Origin of the sequence: Pseudoalteromonas sp. NZS127_1 (genome assembly GCF_015864295.1) — a bacterium.
Taxonomy (GTDB): domain Bacteria; phylum Pseudomonadota; class Gammaproteobacteria; order Enterobacterales; family Alteromonadaceae; genus Pseudoalteromonas; species Pseudoalteromonas arctica.
Window position 1 is genome coordinate 71,255 of record NZ_JADYXO010000019.1, and the last position, 18,575, is coordinate 89,829.

At 40.2% G+C, this 18,575-nt stretch carries 25 protein-coding genes and 2 pseudogenes; 20 read left to right on the forward strand and 7 right to left on the reverse strand.

What is annotated here, in order from left to right:
• The first annotated feature begins 69 nt into the window (after positions 1–69).
• Positions 70–381, forward strand: coding sequence for a Bor family protein (locus tag I6F50_RS15870; protein WP_165729093.1), 312 nt, complete (start codon positions 70–72; stop codon positions 379–381).
• Positions 378–713 carry a hypothetical protein gene (locus I6F50_RS15875; protein WP_165729094.1) on the forward strand — a complete coding sequence of 112 codons (336 nt, stop codon included), beginning with the start codon at positions 378–380 and terminating at the stop codon, positions 711–713. The genes I6F50_RS15870 and I6F50_RS15875 overlap by 4 nt, the downstream gene beginning before the upstream one ends.
• A 54-nt stretch (positions 714–767) precedes the next feature.
• Here the strand turns inward: I6F50_RS15875 and I6F50_RS15880 are convergent, their stop codons facing one another.
• The 7 genes and pseudogenes from I6F50_RS15880 to I6F50_RS15910 all read right to left on the reverse strand — a co-directional run bounded on the left by I6F50_RS15880 (position 768) and on the right by I6F50_RS15910 (position 6,867).
• Positions 768–1,454, reverse strand: a complete 687-nt coding sequence (locus tag I6F50_RS15880; RefSeq protein ID WP_024591363.1) for a TorF family putative porin — start codon at positions 1,452–1,454, stop codon at positions 768–770.
• A 277-nt stretch (positions 1,455–1,731) separates the two neighbouring features.
• Positions 1,732–2,643: pseudogene (locus tag I6F50_RS15885) on the reverse strand (hypothetical protein); the annotation flags it as partial.
• A 285-nt stretch (positions 2,644–2,928) separates the two neighbouring features.
• Positions 2,929–3,594 (reverse strand): hypothetical protein, encoded by a 666-nt coding sequence (locus tag I6F50_RS15890; protein WP_165729095.1) that lies wholly within the window; start codon positions 3,592–3,594, stop codon positions 2,929–2,931.
• Between the two features lie 366 nt (positions 3,595–3,960).
• Positions 3,961–4,637: pseudogene (locus tag I6F50_RS15895) on the reverse strand (TorF family putative porin).
• 276 nt (positions 4,638–4,913) lie between these two features.
• A complete protein-coding gene (locus I6F50_RS15900) occupies positions 4,914–6,077 on the reverse strand; it encodes a hypothetical protein (protein ID WP_197176692.1) in 1,164 nt (387 codons plus the stop codon).
• Between the two features lie 155 nt (positions 6,078–6,232).
• Positions 6,233–6,433, reverse strand: a complete 201-nt coding sequence (locus I6F50_RS15905; protein WP_197161180.1) for a helix-turn-helix transcriptional regulator — start codon at positions 6,431–6,433, stop codon at positions 6,233–6,235.
• 8 nt (positions 6,434–6,441) lie between these two features.
• Entirely contained in the window at positions 6,442–6,867 is a 426-nt protein-coding gene (locus I6F50_RS15910) for a hypothetical protein (protein ID WP_197176693.1), read from the reverse strand.
• A gap of 233 nt (positions 6,868–7,100) precedes the next feature.
• On the opposite strand from I6F50_RS15910, the gene I6F50_RS15915 reads away from it, so the two are divergent.
• The 18 genes from I6F50_RS15915 (at position 7,101) to rplQ (ending at position 17,820) form a co-directional block, all read left to right on the forward strand.
• Positions 7,101–9,071: an AsmA family protein gene (locus I6F50_RS15915; protein ID WP_197176698.1), complete on the forward strand. Its 1,971-nt coding sequence runs from the start codon at positions 7,101–7,103 to the stop codon at positions 9,069–9,071.
• A 273-nt stretch (positions 9,072–9,344) separates the two neighbouring features.
• Positions 9,345–9,713, forward strand: a complete 369-nt coding sequence (rplN, locus tag I6F50_RS15920) for a 50S ribosomal protein L14 (RefSeq protein WP_002959498.1) — start codon at positions 9,345–9,347, stop codon at positions 9,711–9,713.
• Positions 9,714–9,723: 10 nt separating this feature from the next.
• Positions 9,724–10,038: a 50S ribosomal protein L24 gene (rplX, locus tag I6F50_RS15925; protein WP_002959496.1), complete on the forward strand. Its 315-nt coding sequence runs from the start codon at positions 9,724–9,726 to the stop codon at positions 10,036–10,038.
• Positions 10,039–10,054: 16 nt separating this feature from the next.
• A complete protein-coding gene (rplE, locus tag I6F50_RS15930) occupies positions 10,055–10,594 on the forward strand; it encodes a 50S ribosomal protein L5 (protein WP_010554915.1) in 540 nt (179 codons plus the stop codon).
• A gap of 10 nt (positions 10,595–10,604) precedes the next feature.
• Positions 10,605–10,910, forward strand: a complete 306-nt coding sequence (rpsN, locus tag I6F50_RS15935) for a 30S ribosomal protein S14 (RefSeq protein WP_010554914.1) — start codon at positions 10,605–10,607, stop codon at positions 10,908–10,910.
• A 21-nt stretch (positions 10,911–10,931) separates the two neighbouring features.
• Complete coding sequence (gene rpsH, locus I6F50_RS15940) at positions 10,932–11,324, forward strand: 30S ribosomal protein S8 (RefSeq protein ID WP_007584660.1); 393 nt, start codon at positions 10,932–10,934, stop codon at positions 11,322–11,324.
• Positions 11,325–11,337: 13 nt separating this feature from the next.
• Complete coding sequence (gene rplF / locus I6F50_RS15945) at positions 11,338–11,871, forward strand: 50S ribosomal protein L6 (protein ID WP_002959488.1); 534 nt, start codon at positions 11,338–11,340, stop codon at positions 11,869–11,871.
• Between the two features lie 9 nt (positions 11,872–11,880).
• The gene (gene rplR, locus I6F50_RS15950) at positions 11,881–12,231 is read left to right on the forward strand and encodes a 50S ribosomal protein L18 (RefSeq protein ID WP_002959486.1); all 351 of its coding nucleotides are present in this window, start codon (positions 11,881–11,883) and stop codon (positions 12,229–12,231) included.
• Positions 12,232–12,240: 9 nt separating this feature from the next.
• On the forward strand, positions 12,241–12,747 hold the full coding sequence (gene rpsE, locus I6F50_RS15955) for a 30S ribosomal protein S5 (protein WP_002959485.1): 507 nt from the start codon (positions 12,241–12,243) through the stop codon (positions 12,745–12,747).
• A 2-nt stretch (positions 12,748–12,749) separates the two neighbouring features.
• Entirely contained in the window at positions 12,750–12,932 is a 183-nt protein-coding gene (rpmD, locus tag I6F50_RS15960) for a 50S ribosomal protein L30 (protein ID WP_002959482.1), read from the forward strand.
• A gap of 4 nt (positions 12,933–12,936) precedes the next feature.
• Positions 12,937–13,371 (forward strand): 50S ribosomal protein L15, encoded by a 435-nt coding sequence (gene rplO / locus I6F50_RS15965; protein WP_002959480.1) that lies wholly within the window; start codon positions 12,937–12,939, stop codon positions 13,369–13,371.
• Positions 13,372–13,381: 10 nt separating this feature from the next.
• A complete protein-coding gene (gene secY, locus I6F50_RS15970; RefSeq protein ID WP_007584663.1) occupies positions 13,382–14,710 on the forward strand; it encodes a preprotein translocase subunit SecY in 1,329 nt (442 codons plus the stop codon).
• A 22-nt stretch (positions 14,711–14,732) separates the two neighbouring features.
• Entirely contained in the window at positions 14,733–14,846 is a 114-nt protein-coding gene (gene rpmJ, locus I6F50_RS15975) for a 50S ribosomal protein L36 (protein ID WP_002959476.1), read from the forward strand.
• Between the two features lie 124 nt (positions 14,847–14,970).
• Positions 14,971–15,327: a 30S ribosomal protein S13 gene (gene rpsM, locus I6F50_RS15980; protein WP_007584664.1), complete on the forward strand. Its 357-nt coding sequence runs from the start codon at positions 14,971–14,973 to the stop codon at positions 15,325–15,327.
• Between the two features lie 12 nt (positions 15,328–15,339).
• The gene (gene rpsK / locus I6F50_RS15985; RefSeq protein WP_002959471.1) at positions 15,340–15,726 is read left to right on the forward strand and encodes a 30S ribosomal protein S11; all 387 of its coding nucleotides are present in this window, start codon (positions 15,340–15,342) and stop codon (positions 15,724–15,726) included.
• 21 nt (positions 15,727–15,747) lie between these two features.
• Positions 15,748–16,368: a 30S ribosomal protein S4 gene (rpsD, locus tag I6F50_RS15990; RefSeq protein ID WP_002959461.1), complete on the forward strand. Its 621-nt coding sequence runs from the start codon at positions 15,748–15,750 to the stop codon at positions 16,366–16,368.
• A 24-nt stretch (positions 16,369–16,392) separates the two neighbouring features.
• Positions 16,393–17,379: a DNA-directed RNA polymerase subunit alpha gene (gene rpoA / locus I6F50_RS15995; protein WP_002959452.1), complete on the forward strand. Its 987-nt coding sequence runs from the start codon at positions 16,393–16,395 to the stop codon at positions 17,377–17,379.
• A 39-nt stretch (positions 17,380–17,418) separates the two neighbouring features.
• On the forward strand, positions 17,419–17,820 hold the full coding sequence (gene rplQ, locus I6F50_RS16000) for a 50S ribosomal protein L17 (RefSeq protein ID WP_002959450.1): 402 nt from the start codon (positions 17,419–17,421) through the stop codon (positions 17,818–17,820).
• Positions 17,821–18,575 lie beyond the last annotated feature (755 nt).

Below are 18,575 nucleotides of genomic sequence, written 5' to 3' on the forward strand. Positions count from 1 at the left end.
CTTTTTACGCTAATATTTTATGTTCTCTTATAAAGTTACCTTACTGGTATTTAGTTTATAAGAAAGAGTATGAAACCATTAATTATAGGGGCGATAGCATTAAGCCTGAGTGCTTGTTCTGCGGTAACCATTCAGCCACAGGCAACAGCAAAAATAACGAGCCAAGCTAATTACGAAGATAGTCGCTCATTTTACTTTTGGGGATTGGTAGGCGAGCAACGCGTAGACGTAAAACAAATATGTTCAAATACACCGGTTATTCAAATGCAGTCACAACAAACGTTTAGTGATGGAGCGCTGAGTTTAATTACGCTTGGAATATACTCGCCCCATACCATTAAAGTGTGGTGCCAAGAGCAAGTAATAGGGGAAACATTATGAGTATCAAGCTACTTGCAGCCGGTTGCACACTGATTATTTTAACGGGATGTACAAATATTTACTTTGATAACGGAGCACAAAGCAAAGTAAGCAATAAAACGCTAAAAAGCTCACAGTGGCATCATAATTTTGCACTTGCGTTGTACGAGGGATCAGAGCCGTTAGATTTAACAACACATTGCCCACAAGGTGAATGGCAAAGCGCTCATACGTATAAATCGTTTACTAATGGTTTAGCTGAGGTGGTTGTGAATCAAATCGGCCCAGCTTGGTACCCTAAAACAGTAGAAGTACAATGTAATAAGGTACCATTTAAGGCAAAACAGCTATAAAACGAGAAAAGGGCCAAAAGGCCCTTCGTGTTGCAGCAAGTAACACATTCTTTCTTATAAATTAAAGTCTACAGAATAAGCAACGTAAGCTTTAATATCTGAATCATCCATATCTGTATCAGACAAACCAAAAGTAAAACCGTCTTTCGAAATTGATACACCGTAATCTAAGATATTATCATCGCCAATAAAATCACCAGAGTAATGGCCTAAGTGAAGTGCCATTTCAGTGCCGTTACTGCCAACAGCAAAACCGTAGTCAGCTGTCAGGTAAAGTGAATCACCAAAGTCTGTACCATCACCACTTGCAGCTGATGTTGCTAATACAGAAGCACCAAAGGTAAAGCCTTCAACACTGATGCTACCGTAAATTTCAGAGAAATCTGCGTCTGCTTCAGAAGCTGCGTCTGGGTAAGCGTAATAAATATAACCAACATCGTAGCTAACACTTTCGTTAATATCGCCACCAAAGCCTGCATATAAGTCAAGCTCATAGGTCATTTCATCTGCCCACGATGCATTTGAAGCCCAAGTACCTGCATAAAAGCCCGATTCATTGGCATAATCAATACCGCCTGAAATAGCTGCATCGCCCCCAGTTTGCTCTTGACCTCGCCATAAGTAGTTTGATGTTGCCGCTGCATTAGCAGTTACTTCAGCATGCACAGCTGTAGATGTTAAAGATGTTGCGCCCATTAATGCTATAGCACTTATAGCGATGGTTTTTTTTAGTTTTAGCATGTCCATTTCCCGTTATATGATTTTTGCTCGCCAAGGTTTTTATTATGTAATCGGAACCTTTAGGCTGACGGCTTTTTATTGTTTAACTAACGGGATAATTGCACTGTATGTGCCAGCTTCATTATTTTTTATTAAAAATTATTTTTTATTTATTAAAAACATGAGCTTGAATTTTATGAATAGGATGGGGATATAACATGAAGGAAGATGTTGCGCACATTGCTGGTGCATAAATTAACCTAGCCGCACCATAAAAGTACGGCTAAATTAGAAGGTTTTAGCCGAATATAGTGCGCATAAGGCTAATTGTTTCGTTTACGCTGCGACCTTTTTGTACTTCACTCACAATTGAATCACGTTTACTGCGAATGTGTTCAGGAATATCGTCAGCAGCAAGAGCACGGTCTACTAAAATTTCTGCAGACTCTTTACCTCTACGCTGAGTTTTACCTGTTGTAGTTGTAGTACGTTTAGGCTTGCTTAGCAGTTTAATGTAGTTAGAGTTATCTGGTGTTTTAGCATCAGCGTAGTGAAAGAAACATGGAATTAATGCTTTAATAGCAACCAATTGTTCTTCTAACTCGTTACTAGGTTTAGCCATTTTATACCATGACATAGCTTGAATACCTTTTACGATATCTTGCCAGTAACGCTCAAAATCACTATTTTTAAGTTTAGAAACACCAAGGGCACCACATAAAGCATCTAATCGATTATTTGTAATCGGAGTAAATAAATCAGGGCGACGCATTGCAAGCAAACGAGTTGCAGGAGCAAGTGTTGGTTTTTCGTTGTTGTCGGTGAATATTTTTGAATAAGCAGCAACAAATTGTTGATACTCATATTGAGTAATATCACCTTCAAGTGGAATATTTACTAGTGCGTCGTCAAAAGCACCTGGTAAATCACCAAGCATTTGATGGAAGCTCTTTGCACTCTTTGTAGATGCAAACCATTCAACGTCAAAGTTGTATGTGCTTGGATCAAGTGATGCCATGTGCTTACCGCTAAACGCAAGTAAGTCTTCAGGGATCATATCTTTAAGAGATTGTTCACGAATGCTTTTAATGTAGTCTACTAAACGAAGTTGTTCATCAAGTGCAATAACGTCTTTGTGTTGTTCTACAAATACACTTACAACAGGCCAAGGAGCAATACGTAAAGCTTTAGCCTGTAAAAAGCTAATCGCTTGCCCTGTAATGAGAATTCACTCAGCATGGCAAACGGCGCATACTTAAATATTATTTAGCCTTAAAGCTGCAGAGATTGTTATAAAACAAATGAACCCAGCTTGATACCATAAAATAGTGGACGTGAGCTATTCTTTGGTATTTTTAAAAGTGGGCAGTGATTGATGCCGGTTATTCGTGACTTAATATACTTATGGGGTCTAGTTTTACTGCTTTATAGCAGGAAAACTAGACTCTAATATAGGACTGAAAATAGCTTTAAGTATTATACTTGTCAGCGTGAATTAGTTATTTAAAAGAGTTAATAGGCTAGGGTCTTCAGTTTCAATATATAATGCTTTTAATTTTTTATCACCACTTTCGGTTTCAGTAAATTGCTGAAAAGAATAGTTTTTAGAAAAACTTGAAAGAGCCTCAATAGATGCTTGATTACTACTTTGTGTATAAGTAAGTTCTAGTGCGCAAACCTTCCCTGCACACTCTAGATCTTGCTGTAAAATAGTGACGTCTTTTAATTCATTTAGAATAAAATCGTTTAGCTTATCTTTACGTATTTGTGCTATTTCAGAGTATTCAATATTAGACATACGCTGCAGTAATATTGAAGTATCATTTTTAAATACGTCGTCCAATGCTTTTGTTGAAACAAATTCTTTTCCACCCTCAGTTGAAACAAATTCTTCAGAGAAAGCGTTAGGGCTTGAAATAGGCAATTTAGATATCGCTGCCACTTTTTGCTCTACAACTTTGTGCTGTTTGACAGATGGTTCAGAGGCTTTACTTAATAGGGTGTTTGGCTCAATTGGAGGCTTAGCTTTTTCATTACTAAGAATGGCTTCATCAGTTGGTTGTATGTGGGTTAGCGGAGGATCTGAAGGCTGCCCAGTGTTTAAAATACCAATACCAAGAATGGCGACAAAAACAAGTGCAATTAAAAATATGTATTTCATTTTACTATCCTTAGAAGAGAAAGGCATACGCCTTTCTAAATGATGCTTATTCCAATCGTATCATACAAGAAACTTGACCACCACCAGAGCACGAATAGCTAACTGTACCACCCTCACCATGAACAACCGTCATGCTACCTGAGGTGCAACGGCATGTCATTGTTGCATAGGTAAATGTACTCATTGTGATTAAAAAAAACGCTAAAATAACTGTAATTTTTTTGATAAATTCATAATAATCCTTAATCGTGATTTCGAACTTTAATGTTACCTTATTGTTTTTTTTGTAAATAACTATTTTCTAGGTGGTTTAAATATGAGAAAGGGCCTTGCGGCCCTTAGTGTTGCAGCAAGTAACACATTTTTTTATAGGCTAAAGTCTGCAGAGTCGACAACGTAAGCTTTTAAATCTGAGTCATCGATATCATTATCAGATAAGCCAAAAGTAAAGCCATCCTTAGAGATTGAAACGCCGTAATCGATGATGTTGTCATCACCAATAAAGCCGCCTGAGTAATGCCCCAAATGCAGCGCTATTTCAGTTCCATTACTACCAATAGCGAATCCATAGTCTGTTGTTAAATAAAGTGAATCACCAAAGTCGGAACCATCACCACTAGCAGCTGAAGTTGCTAATACCGAAGCACCAAAAGTGAAACCTTCTACACTGATACTCCCGTAAACCTCAGAGAAATCTGCGTCAGCTTCTGAAGCAGCATCAGGGTAGGCATAGTAAATATAACCAACATCATAGCTAACGCTTTCATTGATTGCGCCACTAAAGCCTGCATATAGGTCAAGCTCATAGGTCATTTCATCTGCCCACGATGCATTTGAAGCCCAAGTACCTGCATAAAAGCCGGACTCGTTAGCGTAATCAATTCCACCCGAAATAGCAGCGTCGCCTCCTGTTTGCTCTTGACACGCCATAAGTGGTTGGAGGTTGCTGCTGCATTTGCAGTTACCTCTGTAAATGTCGTTGTTGATGTTATGCCTGCAAACGCCAGTGCACCGAAGAGTATTGTTTTTTGTAGTTTTAGCATGTTTCATTCCCGCTATATGACTTTTGCATACCAAGGTTTTATTATGTATTGCTTTGACCTTTTAACTGGGTGCATTTTTATTATTTAACTGGGAAGGTAATAGCACTGTATGTGCCAGTCTCGTTTTAATTGTTTTTAAGTAAAACTAATGCTATTAAAACAATTGCTTATGATGAAATGATGTTTTTGGAAGGAAGTTTTTTGATTTTCTGTCGCACGCTGCTGATGCATAAACTAACCTAGCTGTACTATTAAAGTACAGCTAGGAAAGGTTTTTTAGCCAAAAATAGTGCGCATAAGGCTAATTGTTTCGTTTACACTGCGACCTTTTTGAACTTCACTTACAATTGAATCACGTTTACTGCGAATATGTTCAGGGATATCGTCAGCGGCAAGTGCGCGGTCTACTAAAATTTCTGCAGACTCTTTACCTCTACGTTGAGTTTTACCTGTTGTAGTTGTAGTACGCTTAGGCTTGCTTAGCAGTTTAATGTAGTTAGAGTTATCTGGTGTTTTAGCATCAGCATAGTGAAAGAAACATGGGATTAGCGCTTTAATAGCAACTAATTGTTCTTCTAACTCATTACTCGGTTTAGCCATTTTGTACCATGACATAGCTTGAATACCTTTTACGATATCTTGCCAGTAACGCTCAAAATCACTATTTTTAAGTTTAGAAACACCAAGGGCACCACATAAAGCATCTAATCGATTATTTGTAATCGGAGTAAATAAATCAGGGCGACGCATTGCAAGCAAACGAGTTGCAGGCGCAAGTGTTGGTTTTTCGTTGTTGTCGGTGAATATTTTTGAATAAGCAGCAACAAATTGTTGATACTCATATTGAGTAATATCACCTTCAAGCGGAATATTTACTAGTGCGTCGTCAAAAGCACCTGGTAAATCACCAAGCATTTGATGGAAGCTCTTTGCACTCTTTGTAGATGCAAACCATTCAACGTCAAAGTTGTATGTGCTTGGATCAAGTGATGCCATGTGCTTACCGCTAAACGCAAGTAAGTCTTCAGGGATCATATCTTTAAGAGATTGTTCACGAATGCTTTTAATGTAGTCTACTAAACGAAGTTGTTCATCAAGTGCAATAACGTCTTTGTGTTGTTCTACAAATACACTTACAACAGGCCACGGAGTAATACGTAAAGTTTTAACCTGTAAAAAGCTGATAGCTGAAATAAGCTGATCGTGTAGCTTTTTAAGTACAGGTAACTGCTGTGGCTCTAGTAAATCGTAGTTCATACGATCTCTGCTAGCATTTAGCAATTCGTAACACCAAGGTAAAAAATCATCAGGGTGGTTTTCTACTTTCACGGCCATAAGGTTAAGGCTTAACTCTGAAGATTGCTTCAGAATGTTCTGATAGATTTGGTTTTCTTGTTCGCCTAGCGTCATTTTTGACGGTGAAATTAGCAGTTTTTTCATGCCTTGTAGAATCTCCGGATTAGATATATATTTTTTTGCTGGTCTATTTTAGCGCAATTACGCTAATAACAACAGCGCTGTCCTTCATACGTTGTAATTGAAGTGACTAAATCGGTATTTTTGCTAATAAAATGAGACTAACGCTTTAATATGTATCAATCATTTTCATCCAGTACAAAGACGCTTTCAACTGAGGTATTAAAATGCTTGGCTATTTTTAGAGCAATTATTACCGACGGCGTAAACCGGTTTGTTTCTACGGTACTTATTGTTTTGCGCGACACGTTAATAGCATCAGCAAGTTCTTGCTGTGAAAGCCCAGCCTCTTTTCGATACTTTGCTATGTTATTTTGCATATCCACTCCTAATCACGACTTTGCCAAAGCAATGAAGCGCCATATACCAAGAGCACGATACCTAGGTAGAATACCGCCATAGTTGCATGCGAGACCTCGCGAGCTATTTCATCGCCTTTATAAAAAACACCCAGAAGGCAAAATACAAATGCAAAACTTGTATGTTTATAGGCATTAGTATCAATGGTGTTTAGAAACTCATCTTTACAAGCGTATTGAAAATACATTTTTAACGGAAAGCCCCCTTTAATGAGGTAAACAATCACTATAACTACATAAAAAGAAACGCCCAATCCAACAAATAATAACCCTTCGTTATCGTGCTTTATTAGTGAGTAAACACTGAGAAGTAAACAAACCATGGCTGTGCTTATACTAAGCCATATATTTTGACTCATAAACTTTTCTTCAGTTTTAATATCCTGTTGTTTCATAATATTCATCCTGTAATAGTATTTGATGTTTTGTAACCCCTGGGTATCAATGTAACCTTGGGGTATCACCGGGTCAATATTTATTTGTAACCTAAAGGTATCAAAATGTTTCAGGAAAGATTCATATATAACAGGTAAAATGGTTTTAGTGGCTTTTTTACATCAACTACAATGATTTTAAGGCTAACACTCGCTATGATAAGAACATTATTTGCACGTTTGAAAGGACGATCATGAAAACCTTACTTAAAATTGTAGGTGTAATACTTTTACTATGTATAGCACTAATTGTTGCCGCACCGTTTTTAATTCCTACTGATACTATTTTTAATAAAGTGTCGCAGCAGGTAGAACAAACAACTGGGCGCACTCTTACTATTAAAGGTGATAAAACACTTAGCGTATTCCCTGCATTAAAGTTAGAACTTAACGACGTGCATTTTGCAAACATGGAATCAGGTTCGCGCGCCGATATGGCGAGTATGAAACAGCTTGCTGTACACATACCTTGGTTTTCATTATTTGGTGGTGAGTTTAAATTAGATAAGTTTGTTATAAACGAACCAAATATTCTATTAGAAACCGACAAAAATGGTAAAGCTAATTGGCAGTTGTTTGATGCAGTTGCAGAGCAACCTAAAGAGCAAAGCCAATCAGGTGAAGCGATAAAGCTTCCAGATAACTTTGATATTGAATTAGGTGAGGTTGCTATTTATGGCGGTACATTTACTTACCTAGATGGCCAAACAGGTGCTAAACAACAAATTAGTGATCTAGAGCTCGCTATTTTACTTCCTTCACTTCGTAAAACATTAGAAGTAAAAGGCGGTATTACTTATATGCAAGAACGTTTTGAGCTTGATATAAAACTAGATACTCCGGCTAAAGCAATTGAAGGCACCACTTTTAATGTTAAACAAACCTTAGATTCTCGTTTAGTTGATCTAACGTTCGAAGGGAGCATCGCTAAGCAAGGCCAAGATATTAAAGGTCAGTTAGCATTAAATGGTGAGTCAGTTAAAAACATTGCGAAATGGCAAGGTGTAGAGTTAAGCGCTAAAGAAAATGCTTTTAACGCATTTAGTGTAAACGGTAAAATGCACCTAGCAGGTGAGAAATTTAATTTAGAAGATTTAGTTGCGACGTTAGACGCATTGGAAATAAAAGGTAAGAGCGAGCTTAACCTAGGTAAGCGTTTAGCTGTAAATGCTGATATTGATTTAGGTATGCTTGATTTAAACCCGTACCTACCTAAAGCAGTAGCTAAACAAGAAGAGCCAGTAGAGCAAGATGATAAACCTGCAGAGCCAATAGTATGGGATGACACTAAAATTGATCTAAGTGCGTTAAATTCACTAGATGCGAATGTAGTTATTCGTTCAAGTGGATTAAAAGCTAACGATATTAAGTTGGGCGCAAATCAATTTACTGTTGCTTTAAAAAATAGCATTGCAAAACTAAGCCTAGATAGCTTTTCTGCTTATGAAGGGTCAGGTAAAGGCGTTATCAAAGTAAACGCACAACAAGTACCTTATAAAATATCAACTAACTTTGACTTAGCTGGTATAGATGCACAGCCTTTATTAACTGATGCGGCAGGTTTTGACAAGCTAATGGGTAAGGGGTCTTTAAATTGGAACCTAAACACAACTGGCCAAAGTCAAAAGTCGTTTATTGGTGCGCTTAACGGAAAGCTTGGATTTGAGTTTGCGGATGGAGCAGTGAAAGGCGCGAATATAGCTGAGATGGTACGTAAAGGTAAGGAACTTATTTCAGGAAACTTTGGTGCAGCATCTGAAGGGTTAGATACAGGGTTTGAAGAATCTGAGCAAACGGATTTCTCTGCACTAACGGGAAGCTTCAACTTTACTAATGGTGTTGGTAAAAATACTGATTTATCACTTATTAGCCCACTCGTTAGAATATCAGGTGAAGGCGATGTTGATTTACCACAAACAACAGTTAATTACCGTTTGGTTACAGGCATAGTTGGATCAATCGAAGGACAGGGAACCACTGATGACAGCACTGGTTTTAAAATACCACTACGTATAAAAGGGCCTTTCCACGATGTTGGTATAAAGCTTGATGTAGGCAATGCGCTTAAAGATGAAGCTAAGCAGAAGGTTGATGAGGCAAAAGAAAAAGCCAAAGACAAAGCAAAGGATAAGATTAAAGATAAATTAAAAGGTTTATTTGGTTAATCAACTACAGCTAACGTAAACAAGGCACTTATATAGTGCCTTGTTTGTTTTGTAACCATCTGTAAAATAGCTACATAGCCGTAATTACTCAACTTTAATAACCATACACTCCAAATTAATTAAAAAATAACCTATCGCTACCCCCTCAATGCTGGTACAATTGCCCGCCCTTAAGAGACAACTCGTTTGTTTTTTGATTGGGATTTAATCGAAATGTCTGATTTTTAAACGAATTTTAGACACGTTGTAATTACTACACCGGAGGTCATTAACATGATCCAAATGCAAACTCAGCTGGAAGTTGCTGATAACAGCGGCGCTCGCAAAGTGCAGTGTATAAAAGTCCTTGGTGGTTCACACCGTCGCTACGCAGCGATTGGCGACATCATTAAAGTTTCTGTAAAAGAAGCTATTCCTCGCGGTAAAGTGAAGAAAGGTGATGTTAAAAACGCGGTAGTTGTGCGTACCAGAAAAGGTGTTCGCCGTCCAGATGGTTCTCTGATCCGTTTTGACAGCAACGCGGCTGTTATCTTAAATGATAACTTGCAGCCAATTGGTACACGTATTTTCGGCCCTGTGACTCGCGAACTTCGTAATGATAAGTTCATGAAAATCGTTTCACTAGCCCCAGAAGTACTGTAAGGAGCCAATCATGGCAGCAAAAATACGTCGTGATGACGAAGTAATCGTACTAGCAGGTAAAGACAAAGGTAAGCGCGGAAAAGTGCTTTCAGTTGTTACTGAATCTGGTCGAATCTTTGTCGAAGGCATAAACTTGATCAAGAAACACCAAAAGCCGGTTCCACAATTGAACCAAGCTGGCGGCATTGTTGAGAAAGAAGCATCTATGGATGCATCAAACGTTGCGATCTTCAACTCGGAAACGAGTAAAGCTGATCGTGTAGGTTTCAAGATTGAAGATGGTAAGAAATTACGTATCTTTAAATCTACTGGTAAAACTATCTAATAGTTGGAGTAGAATGATGGCGAAACTGCATGAAGTATATAAAGACAAAGTAGTTGCTGAACTTCAAGAGAAGTTTGGTTTCAGCTCTGTCATGCAAGTCCCTCAGATCGAAAAGATCACATTGAATATGGGCGTGGGCGAAGCCCTAGCTGACAAGAAGATTTTAGATAACGCAGTAGCGGATCTAGCAGCAATCTCTGGTCAGAAACCTCTAATCACTAAAGCACGCAAATCTGTTGCTGGCTTCAAAGTGCGTGAAGGTTACCCGATTGGTTGTAAAGTAACCCTACGCGGCGAGCGTATGTGGGACTTTTTTGAGCGTTTGGTATCAATCGCTATCCCACGTATTCGTGACTTCCGTGGCGTAAGTGCTAAGTCTTTTGATGGACGTGGCAACTACAGCATGGGCGTACGTGAACAAATCATCTTCCCAGAAATCGATTACGATAAAGTAGACCGTGTACGCGGTATGGATATTACTATCACTACTTCTGCGAAATCTGATGAGGAAGGCCGTGCGTTGTTAGAAGCGTTTAACTTCCCATTTAAGAAATAAGGGTAGGGTTATGGCAAAGAATTCTATGAAAGCGCGCGAAGCAAAGCGCACAAAACTAGTTGCTCAGTTCGCTGAAAAGCGCGCGGCACTAAAAGCTATCATCAGTGATGTTAATACATCTGAAGATGATCGTTGGGACGCGGTACTTAAGCTACAAGCTTTACCTCGTGATTCTAGCCCTGCACGTCAACGTAATCGTTGTAACATTACGGGCCGCCCACATGGTTTCCTTCGCAAATTCGGCATGAGCCGTATTAAAGTTCGCGAAGCAGCTATGCGCGGTGAAATTCCTGGCCTTAAAAAGGCTAGCTGGTAATAGAATCATGGGAGTAAGACTATGAGCTTGCAAGATCCTATCGCGGATTTGTTCACACGAATTCGTAACGGTCAATCAGCGAAGAAAGTATCTGTAACGATGCCAACTTCAAAGCTGAAAGTAGCATTAGCTAAAGTACTAAAAGACGAAGGTTATATCGTAGATTTCGCCGTTAACGGTGAAACTAAACCTGAGCTTTCTATCGAATTGAAGTACTTCGAAGGCAAAGCTGTAATTGAAAATATCCAGCGTGTAAGTCGCCCTGGTCTACGTATCTATAAGAAACGTGACCAATTACCTAAGGTAATGGGTGGTCTTGGTATCGCTATCGTATCAACTTCTAAAGGCCTAATGACAGACCGCACAGCACGTAGTGCTGGTGTTGGTGGTGAAATCATTGGTTTTGTAGCTTAATCGGAGGGGAACTATGTCTCGCATAGCAAAGGCACCAATTACTGTTCCTGCCGGTGTAGAAGTTACATTAAAAGGCCAGGAAATCACAGTTAAAGGCAAAAACGGTGAACTTACTCGTACTATCAACAACGCTGTTGAAGTACAAGTTAATGACAACGTTATTACTACTTTACCTCGTGATGGCGTAGCTAATGCATGGGCTCAAGCAGGTACTGCTCGCGCTCTAATCAACAACATGGTTGTTGGTACGCATGAAGGTTACGAGAAGAAACTTCAGTTAGTAGGCGTGGGTTACCGTGCTGCAGCTAAGGGTAAAACATTAGATTTAACTCTTGGCTTCTCACACCCAGTTAATTTCGCAGTTCCTGAAGGAATTACGATTGAAACTCCAAGCCAAACAGAAGTTCTAGTTAAGGGCGTAGATAAGCAGTTAGTTGGTCAAACAGCTGCTAACATTCGTGCATACCGTAAACCTGAGCCTTATAAAGGCAAGGGTGTTCGTTATTCAGATGAGAATGTACGCCGTAAAGAGGCTAAGAAGAAGTAAGGTAAGACGATGGATAAAAAAACAGCTCGTCTACGTCGTGCTAAACGCACTCGTAGAAATTATATTGAACAAGGCACAACGCGTCTTGTTATCCACCGCACGCCACGTCACATCTACGCTCAAGTTGTAAATGCTGAGGGTAATGTACTGGCTGCTGCTTCTACTGTTGAAAAGGCTATTAGCGAAACAGTTAAAGGCACCGGTAACGTTGAAGCTGCGCAAGCAGTTGGCAAAGCGGTTGCTGAACGTGCGGCTGACAAAGGCATCGAAAAGATTGCTTTTGATCGCAGTGGCTTTAAATATCACGGCCGTGTGAAGGCGCTAGCTGATGCTGCGCGTGAAGCCGGTTTGCAATTCTAGGAGTAGACTATGGCTAACGTAGAAGCAAAGCAACAACAGCCTGATCTAGCTGAAAAGCTAATCGCGGTGAACCGTGTGTCTAAAGTAGTTAAAGGTGGTCGTATCTTTAGCTTTACTGCACTAACTGTAGTTGGTGATGGCGCAGGTAAAGTAGGTTTCGGTTATGGTAAAGCACGTGAAGTTCCAGCTGCTATTCAAAAAGCAATGGAAAAAGCACGTCGTAACATGATCAACGTAGACCTAAATGGCAACACATTACAGCATCCTGTTAAGGGACGTCATGCTGGCTCACTAGTGTTCATGAAACCAGCATCTGAAGGTACTGGTATCATTGCAGGTGGTGCTATGCGTGCAGTACTTGAAGTGACTGGTGTGCAGAACGTACTTTCTAAATGTTACGGTTCTACTAACCCAATCAACGTGGTACGTGCAACGATTTCGGCTCTTGAGAATATGAATTCTCCACAGTCAATCGCTGCAAAACGTGGCCTTCGCGTAGACGAAATACTGGGGTAACCATGGCAAATCAAACTGTAAAAGTAACACAAGTAAAAAGCTCTATCGGTCGTTTACCGAAACATAAAGCTACATTACGCGGTCTTGGTTTACGTCGTATCAACCACACTGTTGAGTTAGAAGACACAGCATGTGTACGTGGTATGATAAACAAGGTTTCTTACATGGTTAAGGTAGAGGGTTAATTCGATGCATTTGAATACACTTTCACCTGCTGCAGGTTCAAAAACTGCTCCAAAACGTGTTGGTCGTGGTATCGGTTCTGGTCTAGGTAAGACTGGTGGTCGTGGTCACAAAGGTCAAAAATCACGTTCTGGCGGCAAAGTACGCGTTGGTTTTGAAGGCGGTCAAATGCCTATGCAACGTCGTCTACCTAAATTTGGTTTTACTTCTCGCAAATCTTTAGTATCTGCAGAAATAAACCTTTTTGAAATCGCTAAAGTAGAAGGCGATGTGGTAGACCTAAGCGCGTTACAAGCAGCTGGTCTAGTTAAAAAGAACGTTCTTTTCGTTAAAGTTGTTAAATCTGGCGAAGTTTCACGCGCTGTTACCGTTAAAGGCCTTAAAGCCTCTAAAGGTGCTCGCGAAGCTATTGAAGCTGCCGGAGGCAAGGTAGAAGACTAAGGAAGTACTAATGGCTAAACCAGGTCAAGATACAAAAAGTGCACAAGGTGGACTTTCGGAATTGAAGCGCCGATTACTCTTCGTATTGGGTGCTATCATAATTTACCGTCTAGGTTCATTTGTGCCGATCCCTGGGATTGACGCCGCTGTACTTGCCGATTTCTTCGAGCAACAAAAGGGCACCATTGTTGAGATGTTCAACATGTTCAGTGGTGGTGCACTTGAGCGAGCTTCAGTGTTAGCACTGGGTATTATGCCGTATATCTCGGCTTCGATTATTACGCAACTATTAACGCATATGTATCCTCCGTTTATAGAGCTTAAGAAAGAAGGTGAGCAAGGGCGTAAAAAAATTAGCCAGTACACACGCTATGGCACGCTTGTGCTAGCTACTATTCAATCAATCGGTATTGCTTCTAGCTTACCGGGCATGATGGAGGGGTTAGTTGTTAACCCTGGTATGGGTTTCTATTTCACCGCAGTGGTGAGTTTAGTGACTGGTACTATGTTCCTTATGTGGTTGGGTGAACAAATTACAGAACGCGGTATCGGTAACGGTATCTCAGTTCTAATATTTGTTGGTATTGTAGCTAACTTGCCGTCTGCTATTGGTTCGACAGTCGAAATGGCGCGCCAAGGTGATTTGAATGTTTTTGTACTGTTGATGGTTGCGGTAATCGTATTCGCTGTTACTTATCTTGTAGTGTTTTTCGAACGTGGACAACGTCGTATTGTTGTTAACTACGCTAAACGCCAACAAGGTCGTCAAGTATTTGCTGCTCAAAGCACGCATTTACCACTAAAAGTAAATATGGCGGGTGTTATTCCACCAATCTTCGCTAGCAGTATAATTCTGTTCCCTGGTACAATTGCTAGCTGGTTCGGCCAAGGTGAAGGTCCAGTTGCTGATGTATTACAAGCTGTAGCTACTACGTTGACCCCAGGTCAACCGTTGTACTCACTTGTACTAGCAGCGGCTATTATCTTCTTCTGCTTTTTCTATACAGCGTTGGTTTTTAACCCTCGTGAAACAGCAGATAACCTTAAGAAATCTGGCGCATTTATCCCAGGTATTCGTCCAGGTGAGCAGACATCTAAATACATTGATAAAGTGATGACACGCCTGACATTGGCAGGTGCTTTGTATATAACCTTTATCTGTCTGGTGCCTGAATTCATGACGATGGCGTGGCAAACGCCATTCTACTTCGGCGGTACATCAGTTTTGATTATCGTTGTAGTAATCATGGACTTTATGGCACAAGTACAGACTCACCTGATGTCTCATCAGTATGATTCTGTGCTGAAAAAAGCGAACCTTAAAGGCTACGGTCGATAAGGTCAGTTTACGGAGTTGAGCAATGAAAGTACGTGCTTCCGTTAAGAAAATATGCCGTAACTGTAAAGTTATTAAACGTGCTGGTGTAGTACGCGTAATTTGCAGTGAGCCTAAGCATAAGCAAAGGCAAGGCTAAGTAAACAGCGTGCAGGCTGAGTTTTCTCGGCCTGTGTTTTTAGTAGTAATTTGGTCTTCGTTTGAGTATCCTTACGGGCTTTTCAAACAGATGATTACCAAATTCGAATATAGGAGATGTGTTAGTGGCCCGTATTGCTGGCATTAACGTCCCTGATCATAAACATGCAGTTATTGGTTTAACAGCTATTTATGGCATAGGTAAGACTCGCTCTAAGGCTATCTTAGTAGCGACTGGTATCGCCGAGACCACAAAAATCGGTGAACTTTCAGACGAAATTCTTGACGTACTGCGTGATGCAGTTGGCAAGTACACTGTTGAAGGTGATCTTCGTCGTGAAGTTACTTTAAATATCAAGCGCCTTATGGACCTTGGTTGTTATCGTGGCCTACGTCACCGTCGCTCTTTACCACTACGTGGTCAAAGAACTAAGACTAACGCGCGCACCCGTAAGGGTCCACGTAAGCCTATTAAGCGATAAGGGGATAGTATTATGGCTAAGACACCAATTCGTCGTAAAAAGGTTAAAAAACAAGTTGCTGATGGTATGGCTCATGTTCATGCGTCTTTCAACAACACTATTGTAACGATTACCGACCGTCAAGGTAATGCACTATCATGGGCTACTGCCGGTGGTTCAGGTTTCCGTGGTTCACGTAAATCTACACCATTTGCTGCTCAGGTTGCTGCAGAGCGTGCAGGTACTGCTGCTCAAGAATACGGTTTAAAAAATCTAGAAGTTTTCATTAAAGGTCCAGGTCCAGGTCGTGAATCTGCTGTACGTGCTTTGAATGCTGCTGGTTACCGTATTACCAACATTACTGACGTGACGCCTATACCACATAATGGTTGTCGTCCACCGAAGAAACGTCGCGTTTAACAATAGGTTAGGAGAAATAACATGGCAAGATATTTGGGCCCTAAGCTCAAGCTGAGTCGTCGTGAAGGTACTGACCTGTTCCTTAAGAGCGGCGTAAGAGCTATCGACTCTAAGTGTAAACTTGAGACTGCACCTGGTCAGCACGGCGCCCGTAAAGGTCGTTTATCTGATTACGGTTTACAATTACGTGAAAAGCAAAAAGTACGTCGTATATACGGTGTATTAGAAAAGCAATTCCGTAACTACTATAAAGAAGCTGCTCGCCTTAAAGGTAATACAGGTGAAAACTTGTTACAGCTTTTAGAGCAACGTTTAGACAATGTTGTATATCGCATGGGTTTTGCTAGCACACGTGCAGAAGCACGTCAGTTAGTAAGCCATAAAGCGATTTTAGTTAATGGTCGTGTTGTGAACATTCCTTCATACGTAATTACTCCAGAAGATACTGTTGTAATCCGTGAGAAGTCTAAGACACAAGCACGTATCATCGCTGCTCTAGAGTTGGCTGAGCAACGTGAAAAGCCGACTTGGGTTGAAGTTGACGGTAAGAAATTGGAAGGCAGCTTTAAGCGTCTACCTGAGCGTTCAGACCTGTCTGCGGACATTAATGAACAACTAATCGTCGAACTTTACTCTAAGTAAAGTTAAGAGTTAAGAGAGGATAAAATGCAGGGTTCTGTTACAGAATTTCTAAAACCAAGGTTAGTCGACATCGACGCTATCAACCCAACGCGTTCTAAAATAGTTTTAGAACCATTAGAGCGTGGCTTTGGCCATACTCTGGGTAATGCTTTACGCCGTATATTACTTTCATCTATGCCTGGATGTGCAGTAACTGAAGTTGAAATCGACGGTGTATTACATGAGTACAGCGCGAAAGAAGGCGTTCAAGAAGACATCATTGAAATACTATTAAACCTTAAAGGTTTAGCAGTAACGTTAGAAGGCAAAGATGAAGTTTTTCTGACCCTGACTAAATCTGGTGTAGGCCCTGTTACTGCGGCTGATATTCAGCACGATGGCGATGTAACAATTGCTAATCCAGATCACGTTATTTGTAATTTAACTACAAATAACAGCGAGATCAGCATGCGTATTCGTGTTGAACGTGGTCGTGGTTATGTGCCGGCATCTAGTCGTTTATCCTCTGATGACGATGAGCGTCCAATTGGTAGATTGTTGCTTGATGCATCATTTAGCCCAGTTGAACGTATTGCGTACTCGGTTGAATCAGCTCGAGTTGAGCAACGTACAGATTTAGACAAGTTAATCATTGATATGGAAACAAACGGCACTTTAGATCCAGAAGAAGCGATCCGCCGTGCGTCTACTATCTTAGCTGAGCAATTAGATGCATTCGTAGATTTACGTGATGTAACTGAGCCAGAAGAGAAAGAAGAGAAGCCAGAATTCGATCCTATTCTACTTCGTCCAGTTGATGACCTTGAATTAACAGTACGCTCAGCAAATTGTTTGAAAGCCGAGCAAATTCAATATATCGGTGATTTAGTTCAGCGCACTGAAGTTGAGCTTCTTAAAACACCTAATTTAGGTAAGAAGTCTCTAACTGAAATTAAAGACGTGCTAGCTTCACGTGGACTTTCTCTGGGCATGCGCCTAGAAAATTGGCCACCTGCAAGTTTAGCTGAATAATCTAAATCACTATATTAGTTTAGTTAGAAGGATAGGGTCATGCGCCATCGTAAGAGTGGTCGTCAATTAAACCGTAACAGTAGCCATCGTAAAGCGATGTTTAGCAATATGGCAGGTTCTTTGGTGAAACATGAAATCATCAAAACTACTTTGCCTAAAGCGAAAGAGTTACGTCGTGTAATTGAACCTTTAATCACACTGGCTAAGACTGACAGTGTAGCAAATCGCCGTTTAGCGTTTGCTCGCACGCGTGATAATGAAGTTGTTGGTAAATTATTCAGTGAAATCGGTCCACGTAACGCGGATCGTCCAGGTGGTTACACTCGTATTCTTAAGTGTGGCTTCCGTACTGGTGATAATGCACCAATGGCTTATATTGAACTAGTTGGTCGCCCAGCGACTAGCGAAGCAGTTCAAGAAGACGCACAGTCTGCAGAGTAAGTCTTAAAGAAACCTAAAAGCCGAGCCTATGCTCGGCTTTTTCTTGCCTAAAATTTGTCAAACTATATGAACCAGTAATTACCTTCTATTATGGGCAATGACTCATAGATTCTGAATTGATAAGTTGTTTTGACAGCTGCTTTAATAGCTCTACCTAATTACTCTTTATTTACCATTCATTCAAAATAGCCTATCAGATTCTAGTTAAAGATCATTTCCACTATATATTGTGATTTACAGCTATTAATAATACCGCCGCGAATTGAGCTACAATTAGAGCAATCCCTAACGAAGTTTCTACTTATACAGCTGATTAAAAGATATAACGTGCGTACTCTTATAAATATACCGGTACTAAGAAGCTCAGAGTAAAGTTAACCATTACGGCCTAAGTAAACTTCCTCCTAAAATATGTAAAACTATTATTAAACATAGGCTGATCAATTTAATTCTCAGCTTTTGATTAATTTAAATGATTATAGGAATACGACTCTTGCTCTATTGGTTGTTTTTTCTGCATCGATGATCGAAATGTGTCTCTACCCGTTAGTAGTTGCCACAACTTTCATTTCAAATAGCTCTATGAACCTATTAATAATGGTAGTTTAGTTGTGTTTTTGAGCGTTTAGCTCAAATACCCAGCGAACAGCACATTATTTCAAGTTTTCTTCAAAAAAGGGTTGATCTGTTTTCGGATCTCCCTATAATGCGACCCCACTGAGACGGGAAACGCCAACGCATAGCGAGGCACGAAC